Genomic DNA, 25,776 nt, shown 5'->3' with positions numbered 1-25,776 from the left:
GGAAAAAGATCGTGGAAAAATATTTTGAAGGTTTCATCAATGCGATTGTAGGAACTGCAAACTGGACATGGAAATCCATAATATTTGAAGTTCCCTGGTATACCAATTATTTTTGGGGGCTGATCATTATTTCCCTAGTGGTGTGGATGCTGGAAATTTTATTTCCTTGGCGTAAGGAACAATCTATTTTTAGAAAGGATTTTTGGTTGGACGGCTTTTATATGTTCTTCAATTTTTTCCTTTTCGCCATTGCCATAAGTGGGTTTTACAAATTATTGGGCCTTCTTTTCAACGATTTGGGAATAAGGCAAAGTAGCCTTGCCCTTATAGATATGTCCCACTTTCCCAATTGGCTTCAATTATTGATCTTTTTCCTTATTTTGGATTTTGTACAGTGGTTTACCCATATTTTGCTCCACAAATATCCATTTTTATGGAAATTCCATCAAATACACCACAGTGTTAAAGAGATGGGCTTTGCAGCCCACTTGCGCTATCATTGGATGGAAAATGTATTCTATAAGCCCTTAAAGACCTTTGGAGTAATGATTTTGGGCGGTTTTGAACCTGAACAGGCCTACATTGTCCATTTCTTTGCCATTGCCATTGGGCATTTCAACCACGCCAATATTAAAATAACCTGGGGTCCTTTAAAATATATTTTAAACAACCCTGTAATGCATTTATACCATCATGCCCATGATTTGCCAGATGGAAAATATGGGGTGAATTTTGGAATTAGCCTCAGTCTTTGGGATTACATTTTTAAAACCGATTATATCCCCGAAGATAGTGGCACCATTGAATTGGGCTTTAAAGGGGATGAAAAAATTCCAAATTCATTTTGGAAACAAATAACCTACGGCCTAAAAAAGTCTAAGCCGTAGGTATTTTTTATAATGGCAATAATTGTTGCGCACAATTTGGAATGAAGATTCCGTTATGGCAAACTTCTTTTACAATAGAATGTTTAGGCCCACAACAACCGATCTTCCCATATTCAATATATCATCACTTTTCAGACGGGACAGATGGGCAATGTATTTTTTGTCCAAAAGGTTATTCGCACTAATGGTGATATTCATAGATTTTTTCAAAAATTGAATGTCCCCTCCTAAGCCTGCGTTTAAAAGGGAGTACCCTGGGGTAACTGTTTCAAAAGTACTTACTTTTCCCTGCTTAAAGTTAGTATTCAAAGAAACAAACGCATTGGACCTAAGCCACCATCCCTTGGCATTGTTAAACTCTACCCTCAAAGTATTGGTCAATTTATTGGCGGGTATCAAAGGCAAGGCGTCACCGGTCTGCAATTCACCGAACACCGTTTGGTAACTACTTTCAATATGCAGCCAATCGTACGGATGGGGGTGTAAATGAAATCCAATTTCCCCTCCATAAAGTGTGGCATCTTGTTGTAGATAGTTGTAAACAGGAGTTTCATCCATAAAGGTTCCGCTAGGTGCTATGAAGATATAGTCCTTTATACTGTTGTGAAAACCGTTTAGAAAAAATTCATAATGTTCATTTTGAAATTCCAAAGCCAGATCAATTTGAAGGTTCTGTTCGTTCTTGAGGTCTGCATTTCCTATTTCGAACCTGTTGGTACCCTCATGGCTACCATAGGAAGTTAGTTCCGCCAAATTGGGAGCCCGGAAGCCTGTAGCAATATTGATTCTACCCGTGAATTGCTCTGAAATATTGTTCTTATATCCCACTGCTCCATTAAAGCTATTAAAGTTCCGTTTTAAAGGAGCAATATATCCTTCATCCCCGCTAACACCGTAGGCCTTTCCGTCTATTTGCCTGTGGTCATAGCGCAGTCCCACTTGAAAATCGTTGTTTTGATCGAGGTGAAAATGTGTGGTTCCCAAAAGCCCTATGTCTTTGGTCGTTGCATCCGGAATTAAGATCTCTTCCCCAAAATTTCTATTGGTTTGATGAATTCCTTGTATACCCACTACTGTTTCAAACCTATTCCACTCAGGAAAATGGTAAAGTACATTATAATTAAAGGTGTTGAGCTTCATGTCTAAAGCAGCTTCCTCATGGCCTTCTTCTTCATGGGCTTCATGATCTTCTTCGCCTTCTTCATGATCTTCCTCATCTTCCTCATGGTGATGGTGGTCTTCAAACTCCTTACGATTATTTCCTATATACCCCAAGGTGATGTCCAAGTTAGAGTTGTTGAAGAATATTTTGGTATTGGAACTCAAAATATGGTTGTCCAATTTTTGATAAGGTAAATCGGGTGTCCTTGAGGTGGTCTGCAATCCTATCTCTTCCGGAATCCCTAAATTGGATTGGTTGTAATTATACCTAAATTCACTTTTAAAGGAAGTTGCCTGGTAACCCAATCCCGCTTTTAAATCTTTTTCGTTAAATCTGGAATTGGTAACCCTATTGCCATCTCCACCTAAATAATCTACATGGTTATTGGTTGCCAATCGTAGAAGGTATTTAAATCTTTCTCCTGAAGATCTTATGCCAGCTCCACTATTTAAACCTTGGGTATTGGTATTGTAGTTGAGGTTTATATCTCCCTCCGTGCTATTAGGGGCCGCAAATTTTTCCGGGTTTAAATAAAGTACTCCCCCCATAGCGTCAGAGCCATATAATAGGGAAGCAGGACCCTTAATTACCTCAACACTTTCTATTCCCGCTTCGTTTACTCCCAGGCCATGTTCTGCCCCAAACTGTTGGTTTTCCAGCCTAATTCCCTGGGTGTACACCAAAACACGGTTGGAAGTAAGTCCCCTGATTACTGGTTTCCCTATTCCCACCCCGGTAGAAACAACATCCACCCCGGGTATGGACCCTAAACCTTCCACAAGAGTAGGAGCTCCCTGGGCCTTGAGGGATGATAGCTTTGCAAACTCCACCTTCATAACATTTTCACGTTGCAATTTGTGGAATGGGGTAGATACAATAACTTCTTCCATTTCAATAGCGCTTGGAAGCAATGAAATATCCAAGGTATTGCTGCCTTTTTCTATAGTAATATTGCCAGAAAAAGTTAAAAAGCCGATATAGGAGGCTACTATTTTATAGGTCCCCGTTGGTAAAGCTTCAATTTTGTATTCCCCATCGCTATTGGTAATACCGCCCTTTTCCATTTGTGGAAAATATATGGTGACCTGTTCCAAGCCTTCTTGATTCTCTTTATTAATTATTTTACCGGATAGGGTATTTTGGGAATTTGCTGATATATATGTCAAAATGCAGAGCATTGACAGAATTACATTTCTCATTTATTTTATTTTAGGTAAAGGCTATAACTCCTAATGAAAGGCAATTCACCTCCAAAGTATTGTTTAAAATTGCTTGGTGTACTTATATGGTAAGGCTTTAAAACCTACAACCCCCTAAAGCTTATGATATAATGCGGCATACCAACATCTATAAATGTATCGGGCCACCTTCTTTATAACTATAGAGTTTCATTGGCAAACAATGTGTATGTCCATGAATATATAAGTCGCGTAAAAAGTATTATATGGCCGATGGAGGTCCCCTTCTTGAGAAATGAAGTTTTTGGTACTTACTTAAAAAATTATAGAAGTTTATAATTTTTTCTGATTTAGGTAATATTGAAAATGTGGTAAACTCCTGTTGCGTATGGGTATAATAATGCGTAAGGTTGAATTTATGGTAATCACAATCCAATTCTACTTCATGTATATGCAGTTTACCTTTTTCCTTACAAACAAAGGTATGGTGCTCAAAGATGGCATGTTTTAATTTTAAGACAGAAGGAAGAATTATTAAACCGACCAAGAGGACGGCAATAAAAGAAAATAGGATATTTCTTAAATTTATCTTCACTTTTCAAATCTAGTGGTATGCCAACAAAATGTTTGTTAAGAAAAATATAATTTATTTAAGCATGAAGCCTAAGCCCAAACGGCTCAACATCTTTTTTTCAAATTCCCAAAAGAATTTGAACTGACCGAACAGCCATCCATAAATAACCAAGAGGAATTGATAAATGGGAAAAATCAACAATATTCTAAAAGTCAGATAAATAAGACCTCCCCATAGAAAATCAGGAGAAAAATTTTCTCTATTAAGTCCGATCCAATTTAGAAACGGCTTTGCAGCATAAACCGCAGATGAACCAGTAATGGAGAATACTATAAAAATTATAGCGAGCTGCAAATTGGAGCTTACTCCCCAACGTTGTTTTAATTTCTTCATACCTTAAAAAATCATTACAAAGATAACTTTTTATACGCGGGGAACAAATGGTCCCAATCTTTGATTGTATTTGCGCTGAAAATAAATAAAGTAGTTGTACAATTTATAATTTACCTCGTACCCATAATCTATATTAGGGTCATAATCGATTCGGAGCTCATATAAATTGGAATTATATCTATATGGTTGCATTACCCTTTGGTTCCATTCTATTACCATAATTCTATTCCTATTTTCCAGAAAGGATTGGGAATAATAACCTTCAGGCTTGGCTATACTTTGAAGCCAAAAATCGAAGCCAGGCTCAATTATAATAATTTCATATTCCGTTTTTTCATCCCTGATGGTTATAGTATCTCCCTCCGTTTGGGAAAAAGCGGCCTTCTCTTCGTCCGTAACCGAAATAGCTTGCTTGGTACTAGTACAGTTAGCCAAGGATAATACAAACAGGATAGCAACCCCTAGTGTAAAAATAATCTTTTTCATCGCTTATATATTTTCAAAAGTCATAGAATAAATACGTAACAGCACAGGTTTTCCAGATGTAATGCCGAAGATTCACTGTGCTTACAGATCCTCCATTTCCTTCTTATAAGATACAAAAAAAGCCATTTATGTTACAAATGGCTTTCCTTATATTATGTTAAAACTGTTATTTTCCAAAAAGCCCGCCAAGCAAACCTCCCAATCCACTTTTCTTTTTACTGGTTCCCATGACCATCCCAGCAACATCATCCAATACACTACCATCGCCGTCAGAATCCAACAAAGTCATAATTAGGCTCTGGTTCTGTTCTGGTTGCCCACCAAGCATACTTCCCAATAAGCTATTTAGTCCATTGGCATCATTTACATTGCTTTGTGCTTTTTCTTTACCCAAGTAGGCCATTACCAAAGGTGCGGCAATTTTAAGGATTTGGGCAACAGATCCTGCGTCCAATCCCGATTTCTGACTTAAAGCATTTTCCACATTGGCCTGCTTTCCTCCAAATACATGTCCTAAAATCCCTGCTCCATCATTAATAACGGATTGATCGACTCCGCCACCAAACAAACCTCCTAGATTATCCAACAATCCACCATCATGTTTAGAAGATAGGGCATTCATTAGACCTTCAGCCCCTTGTGGGGAAGACACGTTCTTCTTCATGGCACCTAATAAAAGCGGCATTGCCATGCTCAAAACGTCTGCCGTTTTGTTTTCCGGTTGTCCAGTTTGACCGGCAACCCCACTAATTAATTGTTTGCCCATTGGGCTGCTTAAAAGATCCAATAATCCTGACATTTTTATAAGTGTTATGATTAGTAATTAATATGCTTTAAGATACAAAAAACAGTTTGAACTGCTTGATTTTATCTTTAATTCCTTTATTTATAAAGTTCAATAATTTGCGAGGCCAGTTCCAATCCTATACGATCCTGGGCCTCCTCTGTAGCAGCACCAATATGTGGACTAAGGGAAATATCCGGATGCATCAGAATCCGTATTTCCGGAATAGGTTCGGACTCATAAACATCCAATCCTGCAAAGGCAACCTTCCCACTTTCCAATGCATCCACAAGGGCTACCTCATCCAGGATACCCCCACGGGCCGCGTTTACTATGCCAACACCGTCCTTCATTAAACCAAATTCCCTCTTGCCTATAAGATAGGATTTTTGAGCAGGAACGTGCAGGCTAATAAAATCAGCGCTTTTCAACAAATTTTCCAAGGGAGTACTAGTAAGTTCAAAAGAAATTGATCGGTTATCAAAAAAGGGTACGGTCACCGTAGCATCATCCAAAAAAGGGTCGGTAAAAATAACCTTCATGCCAATCCCCAGGGCTATCCTGGCGGTTGCCACACCAATCCTCCCAAAACCTATTATCCCTAAAGTCTTACCTCTTAACTCTATGCCCTTGGCATAGGCATTTTTAAGTTTCTTAAAATTACTATCGCCTTCCAACGGCATATTCCTATTGGCATCGTGCAAAAATCTTACGCCACTGAACAAATGGGCAAAAACCAATTCGGCCACAGAGGAAGATGAAGCTTCTGGAGTATTAATAACATGGATGCCCTTGGATTTGGCATAATCCACATCTATATTGTCCATTCCCACGCCACCCCGGCCTATGATTTTCAAGGCAGGGCAACCATCTATTACATCCTTAAAAACTTTAGTTGCGCTTCTTACTAGCAGTACCGAAACCTTATTTTGGTTTATGTAAGACACAAGCTGTTCTTGCGCCACATTCACCGCCAAAACTTCAAAACCGGCATTTTCCAAGGTTTGCACGCCACTTTTTGATATTCCGTCGTTTGCTAAAATTTTCATGCTAATTGTTAATTATAATACTATTAAAATTAAATATTGGCGCCAAATTGATCTATCTGGACACTCAAGCTAATATTTTGATGAATTGCCTTCGCTCTTGGCATAGGCACTATGCCGTGCTATTACAGCAGGCCCAAGACCTATCCGAACTTTTACGCTTTTCGCTCCAATTCGCTCATTACATCTACCAAGGTACCCACACTCTCCAAAGGAAGGGCATTATACATGGAAGCCCTATATCCGCCAACAGAACGATGTCCGTTTATTCCATTTATTCCAGCTTCCTTGCACATTCCGTCAAATACATCTTTAAGCTTTTCCTCTGCTAGCGTAAAGGTTGCATTCATATTGGAACGGTCCTCTTTATGGGCGTAGCCGTTGAACAAAGGATTCAAATCTATTTCTGAGTACAACAGTTGAGCTTTCTTTTCATTAATCTCCTCAATGGCTGCAATTCCACCCAACTTTTGAAGCCACTCCAACGTTAGCATGGAAACGTAAACTGGAAATACGGCAGGGGTGTTAAACATACTTTCTTTCTCAATATGAACCTTATAATCCAGCATAGACGGTATTTTTCTGCTTACCCTGCCCAGGATTTCCTCTTTCACCACTACTAAGGTGGTCCCTGCAGGACCCATGTTTTTTTGGGCTCCGGCGTAAATTAGGTCGAATTGTGAAAAATCCAATTGTCTGGAAAATATATCGGAACTCATATCACAGACCAAAGTAGCTTCCGTTTTTGGAAATTTCTTTATCTGTGTTCCATAAATAGTATTGTTTGAAGTTAGGTGCAGGTAGTCCAAGTCGCTAGGAATAGAATAACCTTTGGGGATATAGCTAAAATTCTCATCTTTGGATGAACCCACCTCAATGACCTCACCAAAAAGCTTGGCTTCCTTTAACGCTTTATCGGCCCAGGTACCTGTATTAAGATATCCAGCTTTCTTCTCCAATAAGTTGTAGGCTACCATTAAAAACTCCATGCTAGCGCCTCCTTGTAGGAATAAGGCCTGATAGCCTTTTCCTTCCAGATCCAATAGCTCCAAGGCGAGGGATCTGGCTTTATCCATTACAGCGACAAAATCCTTACTTCTATGTGAAATTTCGATCAGGGAAAGTCCCAGTCCATTAAAATCCAACACAGCCTCAGAAGCTTTTATGATTACTTCCTGTGGCAGGATACAAGGGCCGGCACTAAAATTATGTTTTTTCATTTATCACTAATTAGGGTTATTCAAAGATTGCATTACATCTCTGAGAGGTTAAAAAAATATTACAATTTCCAGGTAACACGGAACTTAATTATTTTTACCATTTGTCCGTACTACACATGTTATTGGGCTATTTTTAAATTCAGTTATACTTTTTTCAAAGGTTAAAGGTCATAAATATTTTAGGAAGTAGGGTAGTGCCTACCTAAATTATTACATTATATTTTCAACAAAAAATCAACAGTATCAATATTATCCGCATAATCCGTCAAAGATGGTTTTTGGGTCTGTCCAAATGGTACCTCATCTGCCATAAATCCTTTGGCCACCAAACATTGAATCCTATCCTTTTCATCAGCTAGTCTAATTTTCAACTCCTCAGGGGATTCATAAAACTCATAAAAAACGGTAGCAATAGGGGATGCATAATTTTTATCCTCCTTTAACATAAGGAAACCATTTTCCAAAATCTTATATAAACTCATTAGGTACACCGCCTTGTTATAGTCATAATTGTTGGCGTACTTAAGTTGTTCGATTATGCTATTATAAGGGTAAAGAGCCTTAAACAGGGTATCAAAATTATAATCTATTGGAACAAATAATTTGGAAACACTTCTACAGCCCAATCCATAATACCTAAAAATGTCCTCGCCCAAGGCGGTCAACTCATCTTTGGTTTCATTGCCACTAAGGATGGCCACCGAATTCCTGTTTCTCCTGATAATATTGGGCTTTTTTCCAAAATAATGTTCAAAATAGCGCGATGTATTGTCGCTTCCTGTGGCAATAACAGCATCAAAATGTTCCAGTTTGCCTTCATAAAATGAAATTTGATCTTTTAACAAAGGCTCTATTTCAATTAGATATTGAGCAATAAAAGGCAATAAAACTTTGTCGTTGGAAGAGAGTTTTACCAAGACTCTGTTACCTGTTATCAGAGCACTTATAAAGTCATGGAAGCCCACCAAGGGGATATTACCCGCCATGATCAAGGCCACTGTTTTAGGCCTGTTTTTGTTCAGTTCATAGGTGGACAACCAATTTTCGAGCCCTGATGGCGTTAGTAATTCTGCCCAACTTTCTAAACTAAATAAAATATTTTCAGGGGTAAACCAACCATTATGATGTCCGGCCAATTCTAGTATTTCATCGAATTTTACAAACCATGCATACTGATTATCATCTAATTGAGTTTTGTTTTTAGCATATTTGCAATATTCTTTGAAAAAACTACCAAGTTTAACAAAAGCATTAAGTCTATGTCTAAGGTCAGTCATTATATTTGTAAAAGATTTTATTAGGCTTTACCTTTGTACAAAAGTATTGATACTGAAATTAAATCAGCATAAAAGAAATATAAAATATGGCAATTATAATAACAGATGAGTGCATAAATTGTGGAGCTTGTGAACCGGAATGCCCAAATACTGCAATTTATGAAGGTGCGGATGATTGGCGCTATAGCGACGGAACCCTTTTAAAAGGTGATGTTGTACTGCCCAATGGCAAAGCAGTCAATGCCGAGGAATCACAGGAGCCCGTAAGTGACGAGATATATTTTATTGTCCCTGATAAGTGCACGGAATGTAAAGGTTTCCATGACGAACCACAGTGTGCCGCCGTTTGTCCAGTAGATTGCTGCGTACCTGATGAAGACCACGTGGAGACTGAAGAAGTACTTTTGGGCAAGCAACGTTTTATGCACCCTGAATAGGTCAGGCATAAATATAGATGCACATTCCCCAATTGAAATTTAATTGGAGGATATCTAAATTTTTCTGAAAATTCTATGGCAATTACAGTACCTGACAAAGGTTCTTGCCAATGTTTCAAAATAAAAAAGGCTGCTCAAGAGCAGCCTTTTTTATTTTGGGTTCTAGAATTTTTTAAAATGTAAAGCCTATTTTGGCATAGTAATAAGCTCCCCCAAAGCCCATTTGTACGGAGTCCCAATAACCTCCTCCTTCTACCCAATCGTCCTGTTGGTCAGGGTAAACGTTAAATAAATTATTGGCGCCTATATTTAATTTAAGGCCATCAGATAATTTATAACCAAAAACCAGATCTGTAACCAGCCTGGCATCATAGGTATCCGTTGCCTGATTAATTTGATCTTCAAAACTGGCATAATCGGAGGTGGGCTCATACATCTGGTAATCCAGTAACTCCATCTTGCTAAAATGGGTGAAGGCCAGGCCGGCATCAAACTTGTCCCTGCTGTAATTCATATTCAGGGTAAATTTGCTTTTTGGGGCCGAGGCCAGTAGAAAACCCTTATCCCTTTCTCCAAAAAAGGTTTCCGCATCCAAACTACCATTGTTTACCTTATCTATTTTCATATCATTAATATTGCCCGTAAAAGTGGCAGACAACCTATTGTCGTCAAAACTTTTCTTCCAAGCCAAAACAATATCCAAACCTGTAGTTTTGGTATCCACCCCATTTACAAAGAATTGCGCCGCCTCTACATTAGGGATTTGGGGCGCATCAAAATTACCTGTAAGCACTATACGATCGTCTACCTTAATATAGTACCCATCCACAGTTGCCGTAAAATCTCCAAAAGTTGCCGTAAAACCTAGGCCAGCATTTAGGGCTTTTTCCTCTGTCAGCTGATCTATTCCGAATGAAGCTGTTACAGGACTGTTATTGGGAGACAATAGGGACTCCAAGGCAGCCCCACCTACAAAATTCGTAAACTGTAGATTGTAATATTTTTGGGCCAAGGAAGGAGCTCTAAAACCTGTACTTACAGAACCTCTTATATTCACATTGTCCGATGCTTTTAACCTAGCGGCCAATTTGCCGTTTAGAGTACTTCCGAAATCACTAAAATTCTCAAATCGAGCTGCAGCACTTAGAAGAAAGGTTTCGGTTAGATCAAACTCTCCGTCCGCATACAGTGAAAAGTTACTCCTACTTCTATCCACTTCGTTTTTGGGACTGTATCCAGGAAAACCTTGGGATCCTCCGGGACGGGGATCGCCCGAATCCGGATCGATGGGCTGGGTTTGGTTGGCCGGATCTGTAATTAATAGGCCATTTACGTCATAAGTGCCCCAAGATCCTTCCTCACCGGCAAAAATGATAAAGTTTTCCGTTCTATATTCAGCACCAAAAGCCAAGTTCATACCCTCCAAAACATCTTCATAATACTTGGAAAAATCCAAATTCACCGTGTTCTGGGTTAGACTATGTCCACCAGCATCAAAATCGGTGGGAGATACATCTTCCAAAGAAGCATTAAGGGTTCCTTTTATATAATAATGAAAATTATTCTTGCCATAAGTATTGCTTATATCCAGTTTCCAGCCATTATCCAATTCCGTCCTAAAACCGGCCGAAAAGGAATTATCTATAATATTGGAAGTAATCCTTGGGGTAAATCCGTTGGGATAAATGGACGGAATTACCCTATTGCCACCATTCCTGGTAAAGGCGTAGGCATCTGTGTCCCTATAATTTCTTCCACCAAAGGCATATAATTCCGAATTATCAGAAAGGGGAACGGAGGCATTCAACATTAAATTAAATCCGTCAATGGCCGCCTCCCCGAAACCTCTCCTGAAATCGAACCCAGGTCTCAAGGTCTTGTTCTTGCTGATATATTCCGTAGTAACATTTACAAAACCACCATCGTTGCCGATAGCCGCCCCAAAATTAACTCCAGCTTTTAGAGAACCTCCATCAAAACTCTGATCACTACCTATTGCGTTTCCATCCTTCTCCGTGTCCAATCGGTTGCCATCGGTATTAGGTGTTCCTGACGGAAAATCTCCTTTTGCGTTGGTACTATAGGCCCCATAATTAATAAAGCCAGATACCTTATCCGTTTGGTTTTTCAAAACAATGTTGATTACACCTGCAATGGCATCAGAACCATATTGGGCAGCGGCGCCATCCCGCAATATTTCTATTCGTTTAATGGCCGATGACGGAATAGCATTCAAATCGGTACCTGTGTTGCCACGCCCCCTGGTTCCAAAAATATTGATCAAGGAGGATTGGTGCCTTCTTTTACCATTAATAAGTACCAAAGTTTGGTCTGGACCAAGGCCTCTAAGGGTAGCGGGATCTATATGGTCGGCACCGTCCGACCCTGATTGTTTATTGGCATTGAATGAAGGCGCAGCATATTGCAATAGTTCATTTACTTCCACGCGGCCTGTTTGGGTAGAGATTTCCGCAATATCTATAACATCCACAGGAACCGCAGTATCGGTAGAGGTACGTTTTGGACTTCTAGAACCCACTAATTGCACCTCGTCCAGCATCATTCCACCGGACAGGGCAACATTGATAACGGATTTTCCGGAAACATTTTCCTCCTTGGTATCATACCCAATATAGCTAAAGACAAGGGTTGCATTATCCATGACCGATATTTGATAATTACCATCAAAATCGGTAGTTGTACCATTGGTAGTGCCCTTTTCCACAATGTTTACCCCAACCAAAGGTTCGCCACTATCATCCGTAATGTTCCCGGACACCGAATTTTGGGCAACTGTTAAGGCAAAATTGCCCAGAATAAAAGCAGTCAATAAGATGATTTTTTTCATATTAATGGTTTTAAGTGTTTCGACTTCTAATTTAGGTAATTTATTTTTACATAATTAAGATTGTCAATGTGTGTTCATAAACGTACATAAATAGTATCTTTGCAGCTGTTTTAAAAAAAGGCTGGGAAATAAACTTTAATTAATGTTTCCCGTTTAATATAGATCTCGACCATGAAAGCAGGTATTGTAGGATTGCCAAATGTAGGAAAGTCCACACTTTTTAATTGTTTGTCCAACGCAAAGGCGCAAAGTGCCAATTTTCCTTTTTGTACCATTGAACCCAACATTGGGGTGGTAAATGTACCGGATACACGATTACAAAAATTGGAAGAACTGGTAAACCCGGAAAGAGTACTGCCTGCAACTGTGGAGATCGTAGATATCGCAGGATTGGTAAAGGGAGCTAGCAAGGGCGAAGGCCTAGGTAACCAATTTTTAGGTAATATTCGCGAGACAGATGCAATTTTACATGTGCTACGGTGCTTTGACAACGAAAATATTGTACACGTAGATGGTTCTGTAAATCCGGTAAGGGATAAAGAGACTATTGACATTGAACTTCAATTAAAGGATTTGGAGACCGTGGACAAAAAGCTTGAAAAAGTAAAACGGGCAGCCAAAACTGGAAATAAGGAAGCTCAAAAAGAGGAAGCGGTACTATTGAAGATCAAACAAGGACTTGAAACTGGTACCTCTGTACGTGCCCTGGATATCAACAAGGAAGATCGCGCAGAATTTGTTAAGCCTTTACAATTCATTACGGATAAGCCAGTAATGTACGTATGCAATGTGGATGAAGATGCTGCTACCACTGGTAACGCATATGTAGAGCAAGTAAAGACAGCTGTTGCCAACGAAAATGCAGAAGTAATCTTTTTGGCCGTTGGCACGGAAGCCGATATTACGGAATTGGACAGTTATGATGAACGACAAATGTTCTTGGAAGATTTAGGACTGACCGAACCTGGTTCCGCCAAATTAATCAGGGGAGCCTATAAACTATTGGATCTGGAAACCTATTTTACCGCTGGAGTGAAGGAAGTACGGGCCTGGACTATTCCTGTGGGAGCCACGGCACCTCAAGCTGCAGGAGTTATACATACCGATTTTGAAAAAGGTTTTATTAGGGCAGAAGTTATTTCCTATAACGATTTTGTTTCTTTTGGCAGTGAGGCCAAGGTCAAGGAAGCTGGAAAAATGCGTGTAGAAGGAAAAGAATACATTGTCAAGGATGGCGATGTAATGCATTTTAGGTTTAACGTATAAGTTATTATACCCTCTTAAAGCAAACCCAACTAGGCCTAGAAATCCTAGAAGTATTCACAATGGTCCTCTTGGTAGAAAAAAGGCATTTTCAATGCCGATATCTATAAGGTCGTAAAAGCTGGACGGAGTTGCCCTTGATTTTTTTGTCGCCCCAAAGAATCAATAAAATTTCATACTTTTGTTATTGCTATTTTTCTTATAAATAAGAATTTATATTGCACAATACCCCTTACTATCAACAAAACGTTGGTTTCCTTTGTTAATTACTTTAACGCCTAGGGGTTTCATCTTTTTATAACACTTGCTATATTAGCAACACTTTGGATAAAGCCCTAGACCATGTCAGATAACGCCCAATATACAGAAGACAACATTCGCTCATTAGACTGGAAAGAACATATCCGGATGCGTCCGGGGATGTATATTGGTAAATTGGGAGATGGATCCTCTGCTGATGACGGCATCTACATCCTTTTAAAAGAGGTTATAGACAACTGTATAGATGAATTTGTAATGGGTGCCGGCAAGACCATAGATATCGTGATAAAGGATAACATGGTCAATGTGAGGGATTATGGTCGGGGAATACCTTTGGGCAAGGTTGTGGACGTAGTCTCCAAAATGAACACTGGTGGTAAGTACGACTCAAGGGCCTTTAAAAAATCTGTTGGTCTTAACGGGGTTGGTACTAAAGCCGTAAATGCACTCTCCAGTTTTTTCAAAGTGCAGTCCTCCAGGGATAATATGCTTAAAACTGCAGAATTTCAGCAGGGAAACCTAGTAGCAGAAGTAGGCCCGGAAGAAACCTCCAAGCGAAAAGGAACCAAGGTTTCCTTTACTCCGGACGAAATTATCTTCAAAAAATATAAGTACAGAAACGAGTATGTGGAACGCATGCTCAAAAATTACGTATACCTTAATCCTGGTCTCACCATTATTTACAATGGGGAGAAATTCCATTCCGAGAACGGTCTAAAAGATCTATTGGAGGACAATAATAATATTGAGGACATGACTTACCCTATTATACACCTAAAGGGTAACGATATCGAAATTGCCTTAACACATAGCAAAACACAGTATAGCGAAGAATACCATTCGTTTGTTAACGGACAAAATACCACCCAGGGCGGAACACATCAGACAGCATTTCGGGAGGCAATAGTAAAAACCATAAGGGAATTCTACGGCAAAAATTACGATCCATCCGATGTTAGGAAATCTATTATTTCCGCCATAGCCATTAAGGTAATGGAACCTGTTTTTGAGAGTCAGACCAAAACCAAATTAGGATCTACGGATATGGGCGGCGATCTACCAACGGTGCGTACCTATATTAACGATTTTGTGGGTACCCAGCTAAACAATTACCTACACAAAAATCCAGATACCGCAGAAAAGCTTCAGCGTAAAATTATGCAGGCAGAGCGGGAACGAAAGGAGCTCTCCGGGATTAGAAAATTGGCCAAGGACAGGGCAAAAAAAGCCAACCTCCACAATAAGAAATTAAGGGATTGCAGAGTACATTTGGCTGATTCAAAAAATGATCGCTGCCTGGAAAGCACCTTGTTTATCACAGAGGGTGATTCAGCTTCGGGTTCCATAACCAAATCAAGGGACGTAAACACCCAAGCGGTATTTAGCCTAAGGGGGAAACCTTTGAACTCCTACGGCATGTCCAAAAAAATAGTGTATGAAAACGAAGAGTTCAACCTTCTCCAAGCTGCATTGAATATTGAGGAGTCCATGGAGGATTTAAGGTACAACAAAATAGTAATTGCAACGGATGCCGATGTTGATGGGATGCACATTCGCCTTTTATTGATAACTTTTTTCCTGCAATTTTTCCCGGAACTAATAAAAGAAAATCACCTTTACATACTTCAGACTCCGCTGTTCAGGGTCCGCAACAAAAAGGACACCTATTACTGTTACAGCCATGAGGAAAAATTACAGGCCATTGAAAAGTTAACTGGGAAACCCGAAATAACCCGATTCAAGGGATTGGGCGAAATCTCCCCAGATGAGTTTCAACATTTTATTGGCGAAGATATTAGATTGGAACCGGTAATGCTGGACAAAGCGATGTCCATAGAGAACCTATTGGAATTCTATATGGGCAAAAACACCCCTGACCGTCAGGAATTTATAATAAATAACCTTAAAGTAGAGGTAGACCTAGTAGAGGAAAACCAAATATAAACCAGCCCGCCCGCAGGCAGGCCAAACTAATACGAATCTTTCTTTATGGAAGAGAATGAAGAACTGAACGAAGTACCAAAAGAAAACCAAGAAGAAACCCAGGATACCCTTACCAAGGTTACGGGGATGTACAAAGACTGGTTTTTAGATTACGCTTCCTATGTTATTCTGGAGCGCGCAGTACCCGCAATAGAGGACGGATTCAAACCTGTTCAGCGAAGGATAATGCACGCATTAAAGGAATTGGACGACGGCCGATACAACAAAGTAGCCAACGTTGTAGGCCATACCATGCAGTACCACCCCCACGGTGATGCGAGTATTGCGGACGCCATGGTACAAATTGGACAAAAAGACCTCTTGATTGACACCCAAGGTAACTGGGGAAACATCTTAACGGGCGATAGTGCAGCTGCATCCCGTTATATTGAGGCCCGATTGACAAAGTTTGCCCTTGAAGTGGTATTTAGCCCAAAAATTACAGAATGGCAACTCTCCTATGACGGCAGAAAAAAAGAACCTGTAAATCTCCCGGTTAAATTTCCCCTTTTACTGGCACAAGGAGCAGAGGGCATCGCGGTAGGACTCTCCACAAAGGTCCTGCCACACAATTTTATTGAACTTATCGAAGCCTCCATAAAACATCTTAAAGGACAAAAATTCACCATTTACCCAGACTTCCCCACCTCCGGTATAATAGACGTAAGCAACTATAACGACGGATTAAGAGGAGGTAAGATCAGGGTCAGGGCCAAGATACAGCAGTTAGACAAGAACACATTGGTAATCAGAGAAATACCATACGGTACCAACACCTCTTCTTTAATAGATTCCATCCTAAAAGCCAACGAAAAGGGAAAGATAAAAATCAAGAAAATTGAGGACAATACCGCTGCGGAAGTAGAAATATTGGTACATCTACCATCAGGACTTTCTCCGGATAAAACCATAGATGCCCTATACGCCTTTACCTCCTGCGAATCATCCATTTCCCCATTGGGCTGTATTATAGAAGACAACAAACCTCTTTTTATAGGAGTCACAGAGATGCTGCAACGCTCCACAGATTATACCGTGGAACTTCTAAAGGCCGAATTGGAAATACAACTGGGAGAACTGGAGGAACAGTGGCATTTTGCTTCCCTTGAGCGCATCTTTATAGAGAATAGGATTTACCGGGATATTGAAGAGGAAGAGACTTGGGAAGGCGTTATTGCAGCTATAGACAAAGGCCTTGCTCCACATACGACCCATTTAAAAAGAAAGGTTACCGAAGACGATATTGTCCGACTTACAGAAATTAGGATCAAAAGAATCTCCAAGTTCGATTTGGACAAGGCCCAACAATATTTGGATAGTCTTGAAGAAAGGATCGCTGAGGTAAAACACCATTTGGCCAATCTGATCGAATTTGCCATAAACTATTTCAAGTCCCTAAAGGAAAAATACGGAAAGGGACGGGAGCGAAAATCGGAAATTAGGATTTTTGACGACATCGAAGCCACCAAGGTGGTTATAAGAAACACAAAATTATACGTAAACCGCGAGGAGGGATTTGTTGGCACCTCCTTAAAACGGGATGAGTATGTAACCGATTGTAGCGACATTGACGACATTATTGTTTTCACCAGGGAAGGTAAAATGATGATTGCCAAGGTAGACTCCAAAATTTTTGTAGGCAAGAACATTATTCACGTGGCCGTATTCAAGAAAAAAGACAAACGGACCATTTACAACATGATCTACAAAGACGGCAAGGGCGGAGCCAGTTACATTAAACGATTCAGCGTAACGGGGGTTACCAGGGACAAACCTTACGACCTTACAAACGGCAAACCACAATCCGAAGTCCTTTATTTTTCAGCCAATCCCAATGGGGAGGCCGAAGTAATCACCGTCCTTTTAAGACAGGTGGGCAGCGTAAAGAAGTTAAAGTGGGATATAGATTTCGCCGACGTACTGATAAAAGGAAGAGCCTCCAAAGGAAATATTGTCACCAAATACTCGGTAAAACGCATTGAGCTAAAAGAAAAAGGGGTTTCCACCCTAAAGCCGAGAAAAATTTGGTTCGACGAAATAGTTAGAAGACTTAATGTGGATGGCCGCGGAGAACTCCTTGGAGAATTTAAGGGAGACGATATGCTATTGGTCGTCACCCAAAAAGGGGTTGCAAAAACTTTTATCCCCAACCTTTCCACCCATTTCGATGAAGACATGGTTGTTCTGGAAAAATGGAATCCCAACAAGCCATTATCTGCCATATACTATGAAGGGGAAAAAGACCGCTACTATGTAAAACGTTTTATGATCGAGAACGAAAACAAGGAGGAATTGTTTATTTCGGAACACCCAAAATCGTTCTTGGAACTCGTTTCTACCGATTGGCGACCCGTTGTTGAAATTGAATTTTCAAAACCAAGAGGCAAGGATGTTAAACCTAATCAAATAATTGATTTAGAGGATTTTATATCGGTTAAGGGAATAAAAGCTTTAGGCAATCAACTAACTTCGGACAAGGTGAAGAACATAAATGCCCTGGACCCACTTCCTTTTGAAGAACCCAAAGAAAACGAAACTAGTGAAATTGAGGTTATAGACGAAGAGAACATAGAAGCCAAGGAGGACCAAAAGGCGGATTCCCCAAAAACCGGAACAAGCGAACAAGAACCAAAGAAGGAAAAGAACTCGGACAAAGAGGATGACGAAGGACAGACAACACTTTTTTAAGACTTTTCAAGGGTATCTGCAAGATAATATAAAAGCTAACACCCTTTTTAATTGTATTAATTAATGGTTAATTGGGTTAATTCCTTAAGGAAATACCCCAAGAATAGCCTATATTTGCACAAATTGATTTTTTTATATGGATTTTACCAACCCCCTGGTATATGGAGTTCCTTGTTTTATAGCTTTCATTTTACTGGAACTTACTTATAGCAAAACACATGGCGACGATCATTTATATGATTGGAAAGATTTGGCCGCGAGCGGATTTATGGGTGTTGGTTCGGCCATAATAGCACCTTTGATCAAGGTTATATCCGCAATTGTAATATTTGAATTTACCTATGAATTGTTCAATCCAATTACCGACGGGGTAAGGACCAACATTCTTGGATATGAATCTTTTGGATACGCTTGGTATGTTTGGCTCCTTTGCCAGCTAGCGGACGATTTTACATATTATTGGTTCCACAGGGCCAATCATGAGGTTCGTATTTTATGGGCTGCTCATATAGTACACCACTCCTCGGACAATTTCAATTTAGGGACAGCCGTTCGTAACGGATGGTTCACCATTTTATACAAGCCCCTCTTTTACATGTGGCTCCCAGCCATAGGTTTTCCTCCAGAAATGGTAGTTGTATGCCTAGGAATTGAAGCCTTATGGCAATTTCAATTACATTCTGTCTACATCCCAAAGATGGGATTTATTGAAAAAATATTCAATACCCACACCATGCACCAAGTGCACCATGCCCAAAATGTAGAATATCTAGACAAAAATCACGGCGGTTTCTTGAATATTTTCGACAAAATGTTTGGAACTTGGAAAGAGCTGGATGATGATATTGATGTTAAATACGGGGTTATTCACGCACCCAATTCCCACAATCCAGTAGTTATCCTAACACACGAGTTTAAGGATATTTACAATGACGTTAAGAAATCAAAAAAACTATCACACGCCCTAATGTATATTTTTGGCCCTCCAGGATGGAGTCCGGACGGAAGCACACTTACCGTGAAACAGCAACAGCGACTGTTTAAGCAGCAAAAAACTTCAAATCCAGAGGTAGCCTTTAGTCGACCCAATTAACACATTACATCTTACACACATTTCGTTAGACCTATGGATCAATGGCACTACTTGCCACCTTATAAATAATTTAAGGGACTGATCAACGAAACCTATCACCCAAAAAGCTTTAAGAAATTATTGGAACGCATGTTATATAAGATGAATAACAATAACATTGCCTTCCTACAGCGCCCATAGAATTACCTCAATCCTTCGCGAACCTACGTTGCAACAACTATTACATTACCAGAAATTACCCGTATCCAAACAGTCGAAACCTAACCCCTAAATAATTGTTTTTAAATCGAACTACAAAGGAAACAAAGCATAACAAAAAAAGAATCCGCTACGACCAAGACCCTTATTCCTTTACTTCCGAAGACTTATTCTTTTGCATTCGAATATTGAGAAATTCCACAAATAAAGAGAAGGCTATAGCAAAATAAAGGTAGCCCTTAGGAATTGCACCTACTTCATTGCCGAAAAATTTAGCGTGACTCAAATGCGCTGCCTCCATAATCAACATGAATCCGATAAGTATCAAAAAGGAAAGTGCCAGAATCTGCATAGACGGGTGGGCACTTATAAATTGTCGTATTGGATTAGCAAAGACCATCATGATGATAATGGAAATAACGACAGCTATGATCATAAGCAATAATGCATCCCCCGGCTTGTTACCAATACCATTGGTCATACCCACCGCAGTAAGGATGGAATCTATAGAAAAAATAAAGTCGATCAGGATAATCTGTACAATGGCACTGGACAAGCTGGTAATACCCTTGGCACTAACTTGATTCTCATCATGGTCGGGCATTTCTATTTTTTCATGAATTTCAGAGGTGCTCTTATACAATAGAAACAGCCCCCCAAAAAACAAGATCAATGCCTGACCACTAATCCCCAAATAAACCCACGAGCTCTCTATATAGAAAAACGGATTTTTAAGCCCTATTAAGAAAGAAACGGCAAACAACAATATGATCCTTTGCACCATAGCCAAAAGCAGCCCTAGATTAGTTGCTTTGGCCTGCAGTTTTCGGGGTAGTTTGTTGGCGATTATAGAGATGAAGATAATATTATCTATTCCCAAGACAATCTCCAAAAAGGTTAGGGTAACCAACGCTACCCAAGCATCCGGAGTCGATAAGATTTCAAACATAGCTACTCAATTTTAATTGCGGTTCCCTTGGATTTTTTGGTACTGCCAACAACGTTGTATTCAAATTTATACGAATTATCGCTAGTAGACAAAATCTTCATATGAATTGATTTCTCCTCGGCCATATTCTTAGGATGAAGTTTTTTAACGATGTACTCACAATCATTTATCCATCTAACCGAGGAGGTATCAACCCTTCCCTGAAAATAATCCAATTCAATACTATCGTTCCTCACAAATGTTGTAGTAAGTTCCTCCCCGTTAACCTCTGCGGTAAAGGAAAATTTTCCGTTTTTAAAATTGGCGCAATTGCGTTCAGGTTGATAACAAGAGCATACCACCAACAAGAGTAGCACCACCCCTAAAGTCATGTTTTTAGTCATGCTACAAAATAAAGAAATTTGATGCTGAAATCACCTAAAAAACTAATAATTCAACCTCCTTTTTCCGAATAGGATTTAAAACTTCCGTCAGAATAAAAAATAACAATTTTATCTATGGCCTGGGTCTGTGATAAAGCACTTATAGGCACTTCATTCTTTACAACCGCTTTCGAATCGGATTCCACACTAGGGGCCGGTTTGGATTTCTTGGGAAAAGAGCCCTTACCGAACAACAGCCAATACAGATCAACATCCGGAAAAGAGGTAATGACCTTAAGAACAAATTCCAGACTGGGTTTATTTCTGCCCGCTAAAAGATGGGAGATACTGGATCGCTGAACACCTATGGTGTCTGCAAACACAGAAGCGGATAAATCATGGAACTTCAAAATTTGATCTATTCTATTTATAAAATCAGGAGTATTCACAATTGTAAATTTATATTCACAAAAGTAATTAAAAACTGTCAAAGTCTAATAACGAGCACCACCTTTTAGAGCTATAATTATTAATCTAACACTTTAGGTAACTGTACTAATAAACTTGAATAATAATAACATGTATTTTAATAATAGACAAGGTATATTTTATGTCCAAAGACTCAAATTAGTTCCAATATCGACAGTTTTTCATACCCATTTTTGATTTACATTTGTAACATTTATAGTTTACAAATGTAAAACTTTTTGATACTACCTTTGCACGGTTCAAACAAAACCAGAGACTATCGCATGCCGTTAAATTATAAGGATATAAAGGAAGTAACGATAACAGGGAGATACGTTACCGATAAGGACATTGCCCCATTTCTAAATACTGTCGCCAAAGATTTTACAGTTAAAACCGAGGGATTATCGGTTGAAGGACGAGCTATAAAAAGTATAGTGCTAGGTAAGGGGGATTTGAAAATTTTGATGTGGTCCCAAATGCACGGAAACGAATCCACTACAACAAAAGCTGTTTTGGATTTAATAAATTTTTTAAAATCGGATTCAGATCTGGCCAGTTTCATTTTAAAGGACTGTACCCTTAAAATTGTCCCTATATTAAATCCGGATGGAGCCATTGCCTACACTAGGGTCAACGCCAACGAAGTGGATTTAAACCGGGATGCCCAGGAACGAACCCAACCTGAAAGCGTGGTGTTAAGAAAAATATACGAGGATTTTAAACCCAACTATTGTTTTAACCTACATGACCAACGCACAATTTTTAATGTAGGAAATACTCCAAAGCCCGCAACGGTTTCTTTTTTGGCACCTGCCCATGACCCCGAACGCAGTATATCCACAACCAGGGGGATCAGCATGCAGCTGATTGTTGCCATGAACGAAGAATTGCAAAAGTTTATTCCTGGTCAGATGGGAAGATATGATGACGGATTTAACAGCAACTGTGTTGGCGATACATTTCAAATGTTGAATATCCCTACTATATTATTCGAGTCGGGTCATTTTCCCGGAGATTATGACAGGGAAGAAACAAGAAAATATATTTTTACCGCCATGCTCAAGGCCATTGAGGTAATTTCAAAGGGAACCATCGACCAATTCAACAGGGATTCCTATTTTGATATTCCTGACAACAACAAATTATTTTTTGATGTTATAATAAAGAATATCCACCTTCTTGAATCCAAGTACGAATTAGGCAGTAGTGCGGCTATACTATTTGTAGAAACTTTGACAAACGGAAAGATTGAATTCAAAGGGAAATTGGAAGAAATAGGTGATTTGCAAGGTAAATTTGGTCACAAAACATATAATTGCCTTTATTCTAAGGACTTAACGGAGCTTAAAAACAATCCTGACCTGGTCGACCTACTCAACTCCAATGGAATATTTTTTCAAAAAATCTAAAAATGTTACGGTTTTCATAAAAAAACAATGTATTCATTACATTTAATTCGATATTTTATTATTTTTGCATTTAAATAAAACACTAATGGGTAAAGTAAAATTAGACGAAATAGACCACCAAATTCTGGACATGTTAATTGACAATACCAGAACACCATTTACCGATATAGCAAAAAAGCTTCTGATATCTGCAGGGACTGTTCATGTTCGTGTAAAGAAAATGGAGGAAGCCGGCATTATCAAAGGATCATCATTAACATTGGATTATGTTAAACTAGGTTATGCCTTTATCGCATATGTTGGTATATTTTTGGAAAAAACGCATCAGACCAAGTTTGTGCTGGAGCGATTAAATCAAATTCCAAATGTTACCGTAGCCCATATCACTACAGGGAAATTTAATATCTTCTGTAAAATACGAGCAAAGGATACCAATCATGCTAAAAATATTATTTTTAAAATAGATGATATTGACGGTATCGATAGGACAGAGACCATGATTTCATTGGAAGAAAGCATCAACGACAAAAAACGTCTTATGCATACGATCTTCAACGAAATGTAATTAATTCTTAAAGGCAAGAAAATGTAAAAGGTCCCAAGCAGTTTTTGTTTGGGATTTTTTTGTTTTTAAGAAGGTGGGAGCAAAGAAGGCATATTCTGCTCAGAGCAAACTTTTATTATTTACAAAATGAGAAAATCCGATCTACCCAAAGAAGCATACGATCAGTTTTATGGAACTTATTTATCCGTATTGGACGATAGCGAATTAAAGGTTTTATTGGTCAATGGAAAAACAGAGTTTGCAAATTTTATCAAAAACATTCCCGACAATAAATTACATAGCACCTACGAAATAGGCAAATGGACCATTGCGGAAGTAATTTTACATATTATTGATGCCGAACGTGTTTTTCAATATAGGGCCCTGCGCTTCCTGCGAAATGACAAAACACCTTTGCCCGGTTTTGACCAGGACTTATTTGTTAAGCACTCCAATGCCAACACTAGGGACAAGGACAGCCTAATTGCAGAATTTAAGGCCGTTAGGGAGGCATCCATTACCCTGTTCCTTAATTTAAAAAATGAAGATCTTTCCCGTACTGGGACAGCCAGTAATATTGAATGGACCGTAGGAACCCTGGGATTTGTAATCTGTGGGCATCTTAAACACCATCAACAGATTATTCTCCATAGATATCTGCAGGCTTAATCCAATTTAGATTCCTCCTCTTCGTGGTTTAATTCGAGCTCCATTTCATCCGAAGGCGAATCGAAGATTTCGGATTCCGGCTGATCATCCAATTCCTTTTCCATATTATCCTCGAAGTTTGAAATAAAACTGGCCAGACTTTTACTGATCTTTACGAGATAAATAGTATCCTCTGTTTTTACTTCCACGGCTTCAATAATTTCTCCATGGATATTTTTGAACATAATAATGTCTTCATCTCCATAGCCATAGGGATACATTTCTATTAGGCGTGCAGCCACTTCATGACTCAGTTTTTTGTAATCTACAAGTTTACGTAACATAGCAGTTGGTTTATTCCCCAAAAAAAATAAGGGCGGTTATTTACACTACCTAAACTATATAATTTTCCCAATCAACCCCATAAAGAGTTGTAAAAGTGGTAATTATAGTATACGTATCCTTTATTCAGCGTAGTAAGCAAAAGATTCTTCCAGTAATTCGGGGGTTACTTTTATGTCAATCGCGGGTTCACCTATTCTTTTCAACAAAACAAAATTGACATTACCATGAGAGTTTTTCTTGTCAAATTTCAATAAGGTTAGAATGGTATCGATATCCTTCTGTTCAAAATCTACTTTTTTGTACCTCCCTAGAAAGGTTGCCTTAATATCCTCCAAGTCACTCTTACTTAGGCCTGTCAATTTATAGGAAAGATAGCCTTCCAGTATCATTCCAACAGCAATAGCTTCCCCATGCAATAGTAGCTGGTGTTCTTTGCTTTCCAAGAAATAGGATTCTACGGCATGCCCTAAGGTATGTCCGTAATTTAAGATTTTTCTAAGATGCTGTTCTGTGGGGTCCTGTTGTACCACTTCATTTTTTATGGCTACCGACCTAAGGATATATTCATCCAAATCGTCAAAACCTGTAAGACCTTTTAAGGCCTCCCAATAGGCTGCATCGGTAATAAGACCGTGCTTGAGCATTTCGGCATAACCACTATTTAATTGTCTTTGGTCCAACGTATTTAGAAAATCGGTATCCACCACCACTATTTGGGGTTGATTAATAACCCCAACCTGATTCTTTAGAGGGCCAAGATCAACTCCTGTTTTCCCCCCAACGGAGGCATCTACCATAGACAAGAGGGTAGTAGGCACGTTGATAAAATCTATACCCCTCTTAAAACAGGAAGCCACAAAGCCTCCAAGATCTGTAACTACACCACCGCCAAGGTTTATCATTGCGCTTTTTCGGTCTGCATCCAATTCGGACAAAACTTCCCAGACCTGTGTACAGGTGGCTATGTTCTTATTGATTTCACCCTCTTCTATTTCAATAATCTCAAAATCGTATTCACCTTCAATTTTCGACATAAAAATTGGCAGGCAGCAATTATGGGTATTTTCATCAACCAGAATAAATATTTTGGAGTAGTTGGATTTTGCCAAATGATTATTGAGGGCCACATAGGCCTTTTCGTTAAAATGAACAGAGTAGGAGGGTGTCGTAATAGAATTCATTATTGATTTATTTACGGCAAAATAAACATTATTTTATATGATAAGAATATAAAATCTGTACTTATATTTGAATCCTTAATAAATTCATA

23 protein-coding genes are annotated in these 25,776 nt (G+C 39.1%); 9 read left to right on the top strand and 14 right to left on the bottom strand.

Going from position 1 to position 25,776, the window contains the following annotated elements; all coding sequences use genetic code 11:
* The first annotated feature begins 11 nt into the window (after positions 1-11).
* Positions 12-887 (top strand): sterol desaturase family protein, encoded by an 876-nt coding sequence (locus MWU82_RS05470; RefSeq protein WP_215948281.1) that lies wholly within the window; start codon positions 12-14, stop codon positions 885-887.
* 69 nt (positions 888-956) lie between these two features.
* On the opposite strand, the gene MWU82_RS05465 is transcribed toward MWU82_RS05470, so the two are convergent.
* From MWU82_RS05465 to MWU82_RS05430, 8 genes are all read right to left on the bottom strand, one after another.
* Positions 957-3,248, bottom strand: a complete 2,292-nt coding sequence (locus MWU82_RS05465; RefSeq protein ID WP_247095518.1) for a TonB-dependent receptor — start codon at positions 3,246-3,248, stop codon at positions 957-959.
* Positions 3,249-3,489: 241 nt separating this feature from the next.
* A complete protein-coding gene (locus MWU82_RS05460; protein WP_247095517.1) occupies positions 3,490-3,822 on the bottom strand; it encodes a hypothetical protein in 333 nt (110 codons plus the stop codon).
* 51 nt (positions 3,823-3,873) lie between these two features.
* The gene (locus MWU82_RS05455) at positions 3,874-4,194 is read right to left on the bottom strand and encodes a DUF6787 family protein (protein ID WP_215948278.1); all 321 of its coding nucleotides are present in this window, start codon (positions 4,192-4,194) and stop codon (positions 3,874-3,876) included.
* Positions 4,195-4,224: 30 nt separating this feature from the next.
* Positions 4,225-4,680 carry a DUF6146 family protein gene (locus MWU82_RS05450; RefSeq protein WP_247095516.1) on the bottom strand — a complete coding sequence of 152 codons (456 nt, stop codon included), beginning with the start codon at positions 4,678-4,680 and terminating at the stop codon, positions 4,225-4,227.
* A 166-nt stretch (positions 4,681-4,846) separates the two neighbouring features.
* Positions 4,847-5,479, bottom strand: coding sequence for a DUF937 domain-containing protein (locus tag MWU82_RS05445; RefSeq protein ID WP_215948276.1), 633 nt, complete (start codon positions 5,477-5,479; stop codon positions 4,847-4,849).
* Between the two features lie 83 nt (positions 5,480-5,562).
* Positions 5,563-6,513 carry a D-2-hydroxyacid dehydrogenase gene (locus MWU82_RS05440; RefSeq protein WP_247095515.1) on the bottom strand — a complete coding sequence of 317 codons (951 nt, stop codon included), beginning with the start codon at positions 6,511-6,513 and terminating at the stop codon, positions 5,563-5,565.
* 152 nt (positions 6,514-6,665) lie between these two features.
* Positions 6,666-7,730 carry a 3-phosphoserine/phosphohydroxythreonine transaminase gene (serC, locus tag MWU82_RS05435; protein ID WP_247095514.1) on the bottom strand — a complete coding sequence of 355 codons (1,065 nt, stop codon included), beginning with the start codon at positions 7,728-7,730 and terminating at the stop codon, positions 6,666-6,668.
* A 215-nt stretch (positions 7,731-7,945) separates the two neighbouring features.
* The gene (locus MWU82_RS05430; RefSeq protein WP_247095513.1) at positions 7,946-9,007 is read right to left on the bottom strand and encodes an acyl-CoA reductase; all 1,062 of its coding nucleotides are present in this window, start codon (positions 9,005-9,007) and stop codon (positions 7,946-7,948) included.
* Between the two features lie 86 nt (positions 9,008-9,093).
* Between MWU82_RS05430 and MWU82_RS05425 the strand changes: the two genes are divergently transcribed.
* A complete protein-coding gene (locus MWU82_RS05425; RefSeq protein ID WP_215948272.1) occupies positions 9,094-9,444 on the top strand; it encodes a 4Fe-4S dicluster domain-containing protein in 351 nt (116 codons plus the stop codon).
* Positions 9,445-9,616: 172 nt separating this feature from the next.
* Here the strand turns inward: MWU82_RS05425 and MWU82_RS05420 are convergent, their stop codons facing one another.
* Positions 9,617-12,292, bottom strand: a complete 2,676-nt coding sequence (locus tag MWU82_RS05420; RefSeq protein WP_247095512.1) for a TonB-dependent receptor — start codon at positions 12,290-12,292, stop codon at positions 9,617-9,619.
* 171 nt (positions 12,293-12,463) lie between these two features.
* Between MWU82_RS05420 and ychF the strand changes: the two genes are divergently transcribed.
* The 4 genes from ychF to MWU82_RS05400 all read left to right on the top strand — a co-directional run bounded on the left by ychF (position 12,464) and on the right by MWU82_RS05400 (position 19,580).
* Positions 12,464-13,558: a redox-regulated ATPase YchF gene (ychF, locus tag MWU82_RS05415; protein ID WP_247095511.1), complete on the top strand. Its 1,095-nt coding sequence runs from the start codon at positions 12,464-12,466 to the stop codon at positions 13,556-13,558.
* Positions 13,559-13,897: 339 nt separating this feature from the next.
* Entirely contained in the window at positions 13,898-15,760 is a 1,863-nt protein-coding gene (locus tag MWU82_RS05410) for a DNA topoisomerase IV subunit B (RefSeq protein ID WP_215948269.1), read from the top strand.
* A 45-nt stretch (positions 15,761-15,805) separates the two neighbouring features.
* A complete protein-coding gene (locus tag MWU82_RS05405; protein WP_247095510.1) occupies positions 15,806-18,487 on the top strand; it encodes a DNA gyrase/topoisomerase IV subunit A in 2,682 nt (893 codons plus the stop codon).
* A gap of 136 nt (positions 18,488-18,623) precedes the next feature.
* Positions 18,624-19,580: a sterol desaturase family protein gene (locus tag MWU82_RS05400; RefSeq protein WP_215948267.1), complete on the top strand. Its 957-nt coding sequence runs from the start codon at positions 18,624-18,626 to the stop codon at positions 19,578-19,580.
* Positions 19,581-19,923: 343 nt separating this feature from the next.
* Here the strand turns inward: MWU82_RS05400 and MWU82_RS05395 are convergent, their stop codons facing one another.
* The 3 genes from MWU82_RS05395 to MWU82_RS05385 are packed head-to-tail and all read right to left on the bottom strand — an operon-like array spanning position 19,924 to position 21,538.
* Complete coding sequence (locus tag MWU82_RS05395) at positions 19,924-20,727, bottom strand: TerC family protein (protein ID WP_215948266.1); 804 nt, start codon at positions 20,725-20,727, stop codon at positions 19,924-19,926.
* Between the two features lie 2 nt (positions 20,728-20,729).
* Positions 20,730-21,110 carry a DNA topoisomerase IV gene (locus MWU82_RS05390; protein WP_247095509.1) on the bottom strand — a complete coding sequence of 127 codons (381 nt, stop codon included), beginning with the start codon at positions 21,108-21,110 and terminating at the stop codon, positions 20,730-20,732.
* Positions 21,111-21,160: 50 nt separating this feature from the next.
* Positions 21,161-21,538: a helix-turn-helix transcriptional regulator gene (locus MWU82_RS05385; RefSeq protein WP_348646977.1), complete on the bottom strand. Its 378-nt coding sequence runs from the start codon at positions 21,536-21,538 to the stop codon at positions 21,161-21,163.
* A gap of 303 nt (positions 21,539-21,841) precedes the next feature.
* On the opposite strand from MWU82_RS05385, the gene MWU82_RS05380 reads away from it, so the two are divergent.
* From MWU82_RS05380 to MWU82_RS05370, 3 genes are all read left to right on the top strand, one after another.
* Positions 21,842-22,969, top strand: coding sequence for a M14 metallopeptidase family protein (locus MWU82_RS05380; RefSeq protein ID WP_247095508.1), 1,128 nt, complete (start codon positions 21,842-21,844; stop codon positions 22,967-22,969).
* Positions 22,970-23,054: 85 nt separating this feature from the next.
* Entirely contained in the window at positions 23,055-23,534 is a 480-nt protein-coding gene (locus tag MWU82_RS05375; protein WP_031444145.1) for a winged helix-turn-helix transcriptional regulator, read from the top strand.
* A gap of 126 nt (positions 23,535-23,660) precedes the next feature.
* Positions 23,661-24,182, top strand: coding sequence for a DinB family protein (locus tag MWU82_RS05370; protein WP_215948263.1), 522 nt, complete (start codon positions 23,661-23,663; stop codon positions 24,180-24,182).
* Here the strand turns inward: MWU82_RS05370 and MWU82_RS05365 are convergent.
* Entirely contained in the window at positions 24,179-24,505 is a 327-nt protein-coding gene (locus tag MWU82_RS05365; RefSeq protein WP_247095507.1) for a hypothetical protein, read from the bottom strand. The two genes, MWU82_RS05370 and MWU82_RS05365, sit on opposite strands and share 4 nt — an antisense overlap.
* A 120-nt stretch (positions 24,506-24,625) precedes the next feature.
* Positions 24,626-25,687, bottom strand: coding sequence for a 3-dehydroquinate synthase (gene aroB / locus MWU82_RS05360; protein ID WP_247095506.1), 1,062 nt, complete (start codon positions 25,685-25,687; stop codon positions 24,626-24,628).
* Positions 25,688-25,776 lie beyond the last annotated feature (89 nt).

Source organism: Arenibacter sp. S6351L (assembly GCF_023016025.1).
Classification (GTDB): Bacteria; Bacteroidota; Bacteroidia; order Flavobacteriales; family Flavobacteriaceae; genus Arenibacter; species Arenibacter algicola_B.
The sequence above is the reverse complement of the archived record's forward strand: the minus strand, read 5'-3'. Positions and strand labels throughout refer to the sequence as shown.

What these genes read in the sequence shown, in the direction of transcription:
- MWU82_RS05465 (WP_247095518.1), bottom strand. Translation starts at nt 3,248, where the DNA reads ATGAGAAATGTAATTCTGTCAATGCTCTGCATTTTGACATATATATCA.
- MWU82_RS05455 (WP_215948278.1), bottom strand. Translation starts at nt 4,194, where the DNA reads ATGAAGAAATTAAAACAACGTTGGGGAGTAAGCTCCAATTTGCAGCTC.
- MWU82_RS05450 (WP_247095516.1), bottom strand. Translation starts at nt 4,680, where the DNA reads ATGAAAAAGATTATTTTTACACTAGGGGTTGCTATCCTGTTTGTATTA.
- MWU82_RS05445 (WP_215948276.1), bottom strand. Translation starts at nt 5,479, where the DNA reads ATGTCAGGATTATTGGATCTTTTAAGCAGCCCAATGGGCAAACAATTA.
- MWU82_RS05440 (WP_247095515.1), bottom strand. Translation starts at nt 6,513, where the DNA reads ATGAAAATTTTAGCAAACGACGGAATATCAAAAAGTGGCGTGCAAACC.
- serC (WP_247095514.1), bottom strand. Translation starts at nt 7,730, where the DNA reads ATGAAAAAACATAATTTTAGTGCCGGCCCTTGTATCCTGCCACAGGAA.
- MWU82_RS05430 (WP_247095513.1), bottom strand. Translation starts at nt 9,007, where the DNA reads ATGACTGACCTTAGACATAGACTTAATGCTTTTGTTAAACTTGGTAGT.
- MWU82_RS05425 (WP_215948272.1), top strand. Translation starts at nt 9,094, where the DNA reads ATGGCAATTATAATAACAGATGAGTGCATAAATTGTGGAGCTTGTGAA.
- MWU82_RS05420 (WP_247095512.1), bottom strand. Translation starts at nt 12,292, where the DNA reads ATGAAAAAAATCATCTTATTGACTGCTTTTATTCTGGGCAATTTTGCC.
- ychF (WP_247095511.1), top strand. Translation starts at nt 12,464, where the DNA reads ATGAAAGCAGGTATTGTAGGATTGCCAAATGTAGGAAAGTCCACACTT.
- MWU82_RS05410 (WP_215948269.1), top strand. Translation starts at nt 13,898, where the DNA reads ATGTCAGATAACGCCCAATATACAGAAGACAACATTCGCTCATTAGAC.
- MWU82_RS05405 (WP_247095510.1), top strand. Translation starts at nt 15,806, where the DNA reads ATGGAAGAGAATGAAGAACTGAACGAAGTACCAAAAGAAAACCAAGAA.
- MWU82_RS05400 (WP_215948267.1), top strand. Translation starts at nt 18,624, where the DNA reads ATGGATTTTACCAACCCCCTGGTATATGGAGTTCCTTGTTTTATAGCT.
- MWU82_RS05395 (WP_215948266.1), bottom strand. Translation starts at nt 20,727, where the DNA reads ATGTTTGAAATCTTATCGACTCCGGATGCTTGGGTAGCGTTGGTTACC.
- MWU82_RS05390 (WP_247095509.1), bottom strand. Translation starts at nt 21,110, where the DNA reads ATGACTAAAAACATGACTTTAGGGGTGGTGCTACTCTTGTTGGTGGTA.
- MWU82_RS05380 (WP_247095508.1), top strand. Translation starts at nt 21,842, where the DNA reads ATGCCGTTAAATTATAAGGATATAAAGGAAGTAACGATAACAGGGAGA.
- MWU82_RS05375 (WP_031444145.1), top strand. Translation starts at nt 23,055, where the DNA reads ATGGGTAAAGTAAAATTAGACGAAATAGACCACCAAATTCTGGACATG.
- MWU82_RS05370 (WP_215948263.1), top strand. Translation starts at nt 23,661, where the DNA reads ATGAGAAAATCCGATCTACCCAAAGAAGCATACGATCAGTTTTATGGA.
- MWU82_RS05365 (WP_247095507.1), bottom strand. Translation starts at nt 24,505, where the DNA reads ATGTTACGTAAACTTGTAGATTACAAAAAACTGAGTCATGAAGTGGCT.
- aroB (WP_247095506.1), bottom strand. Translation starts at nt 25,687, where the DNA reads ATGAATTCTATTACGACACCCTCCTACTCTGTTCATTTTAACGAAAAG.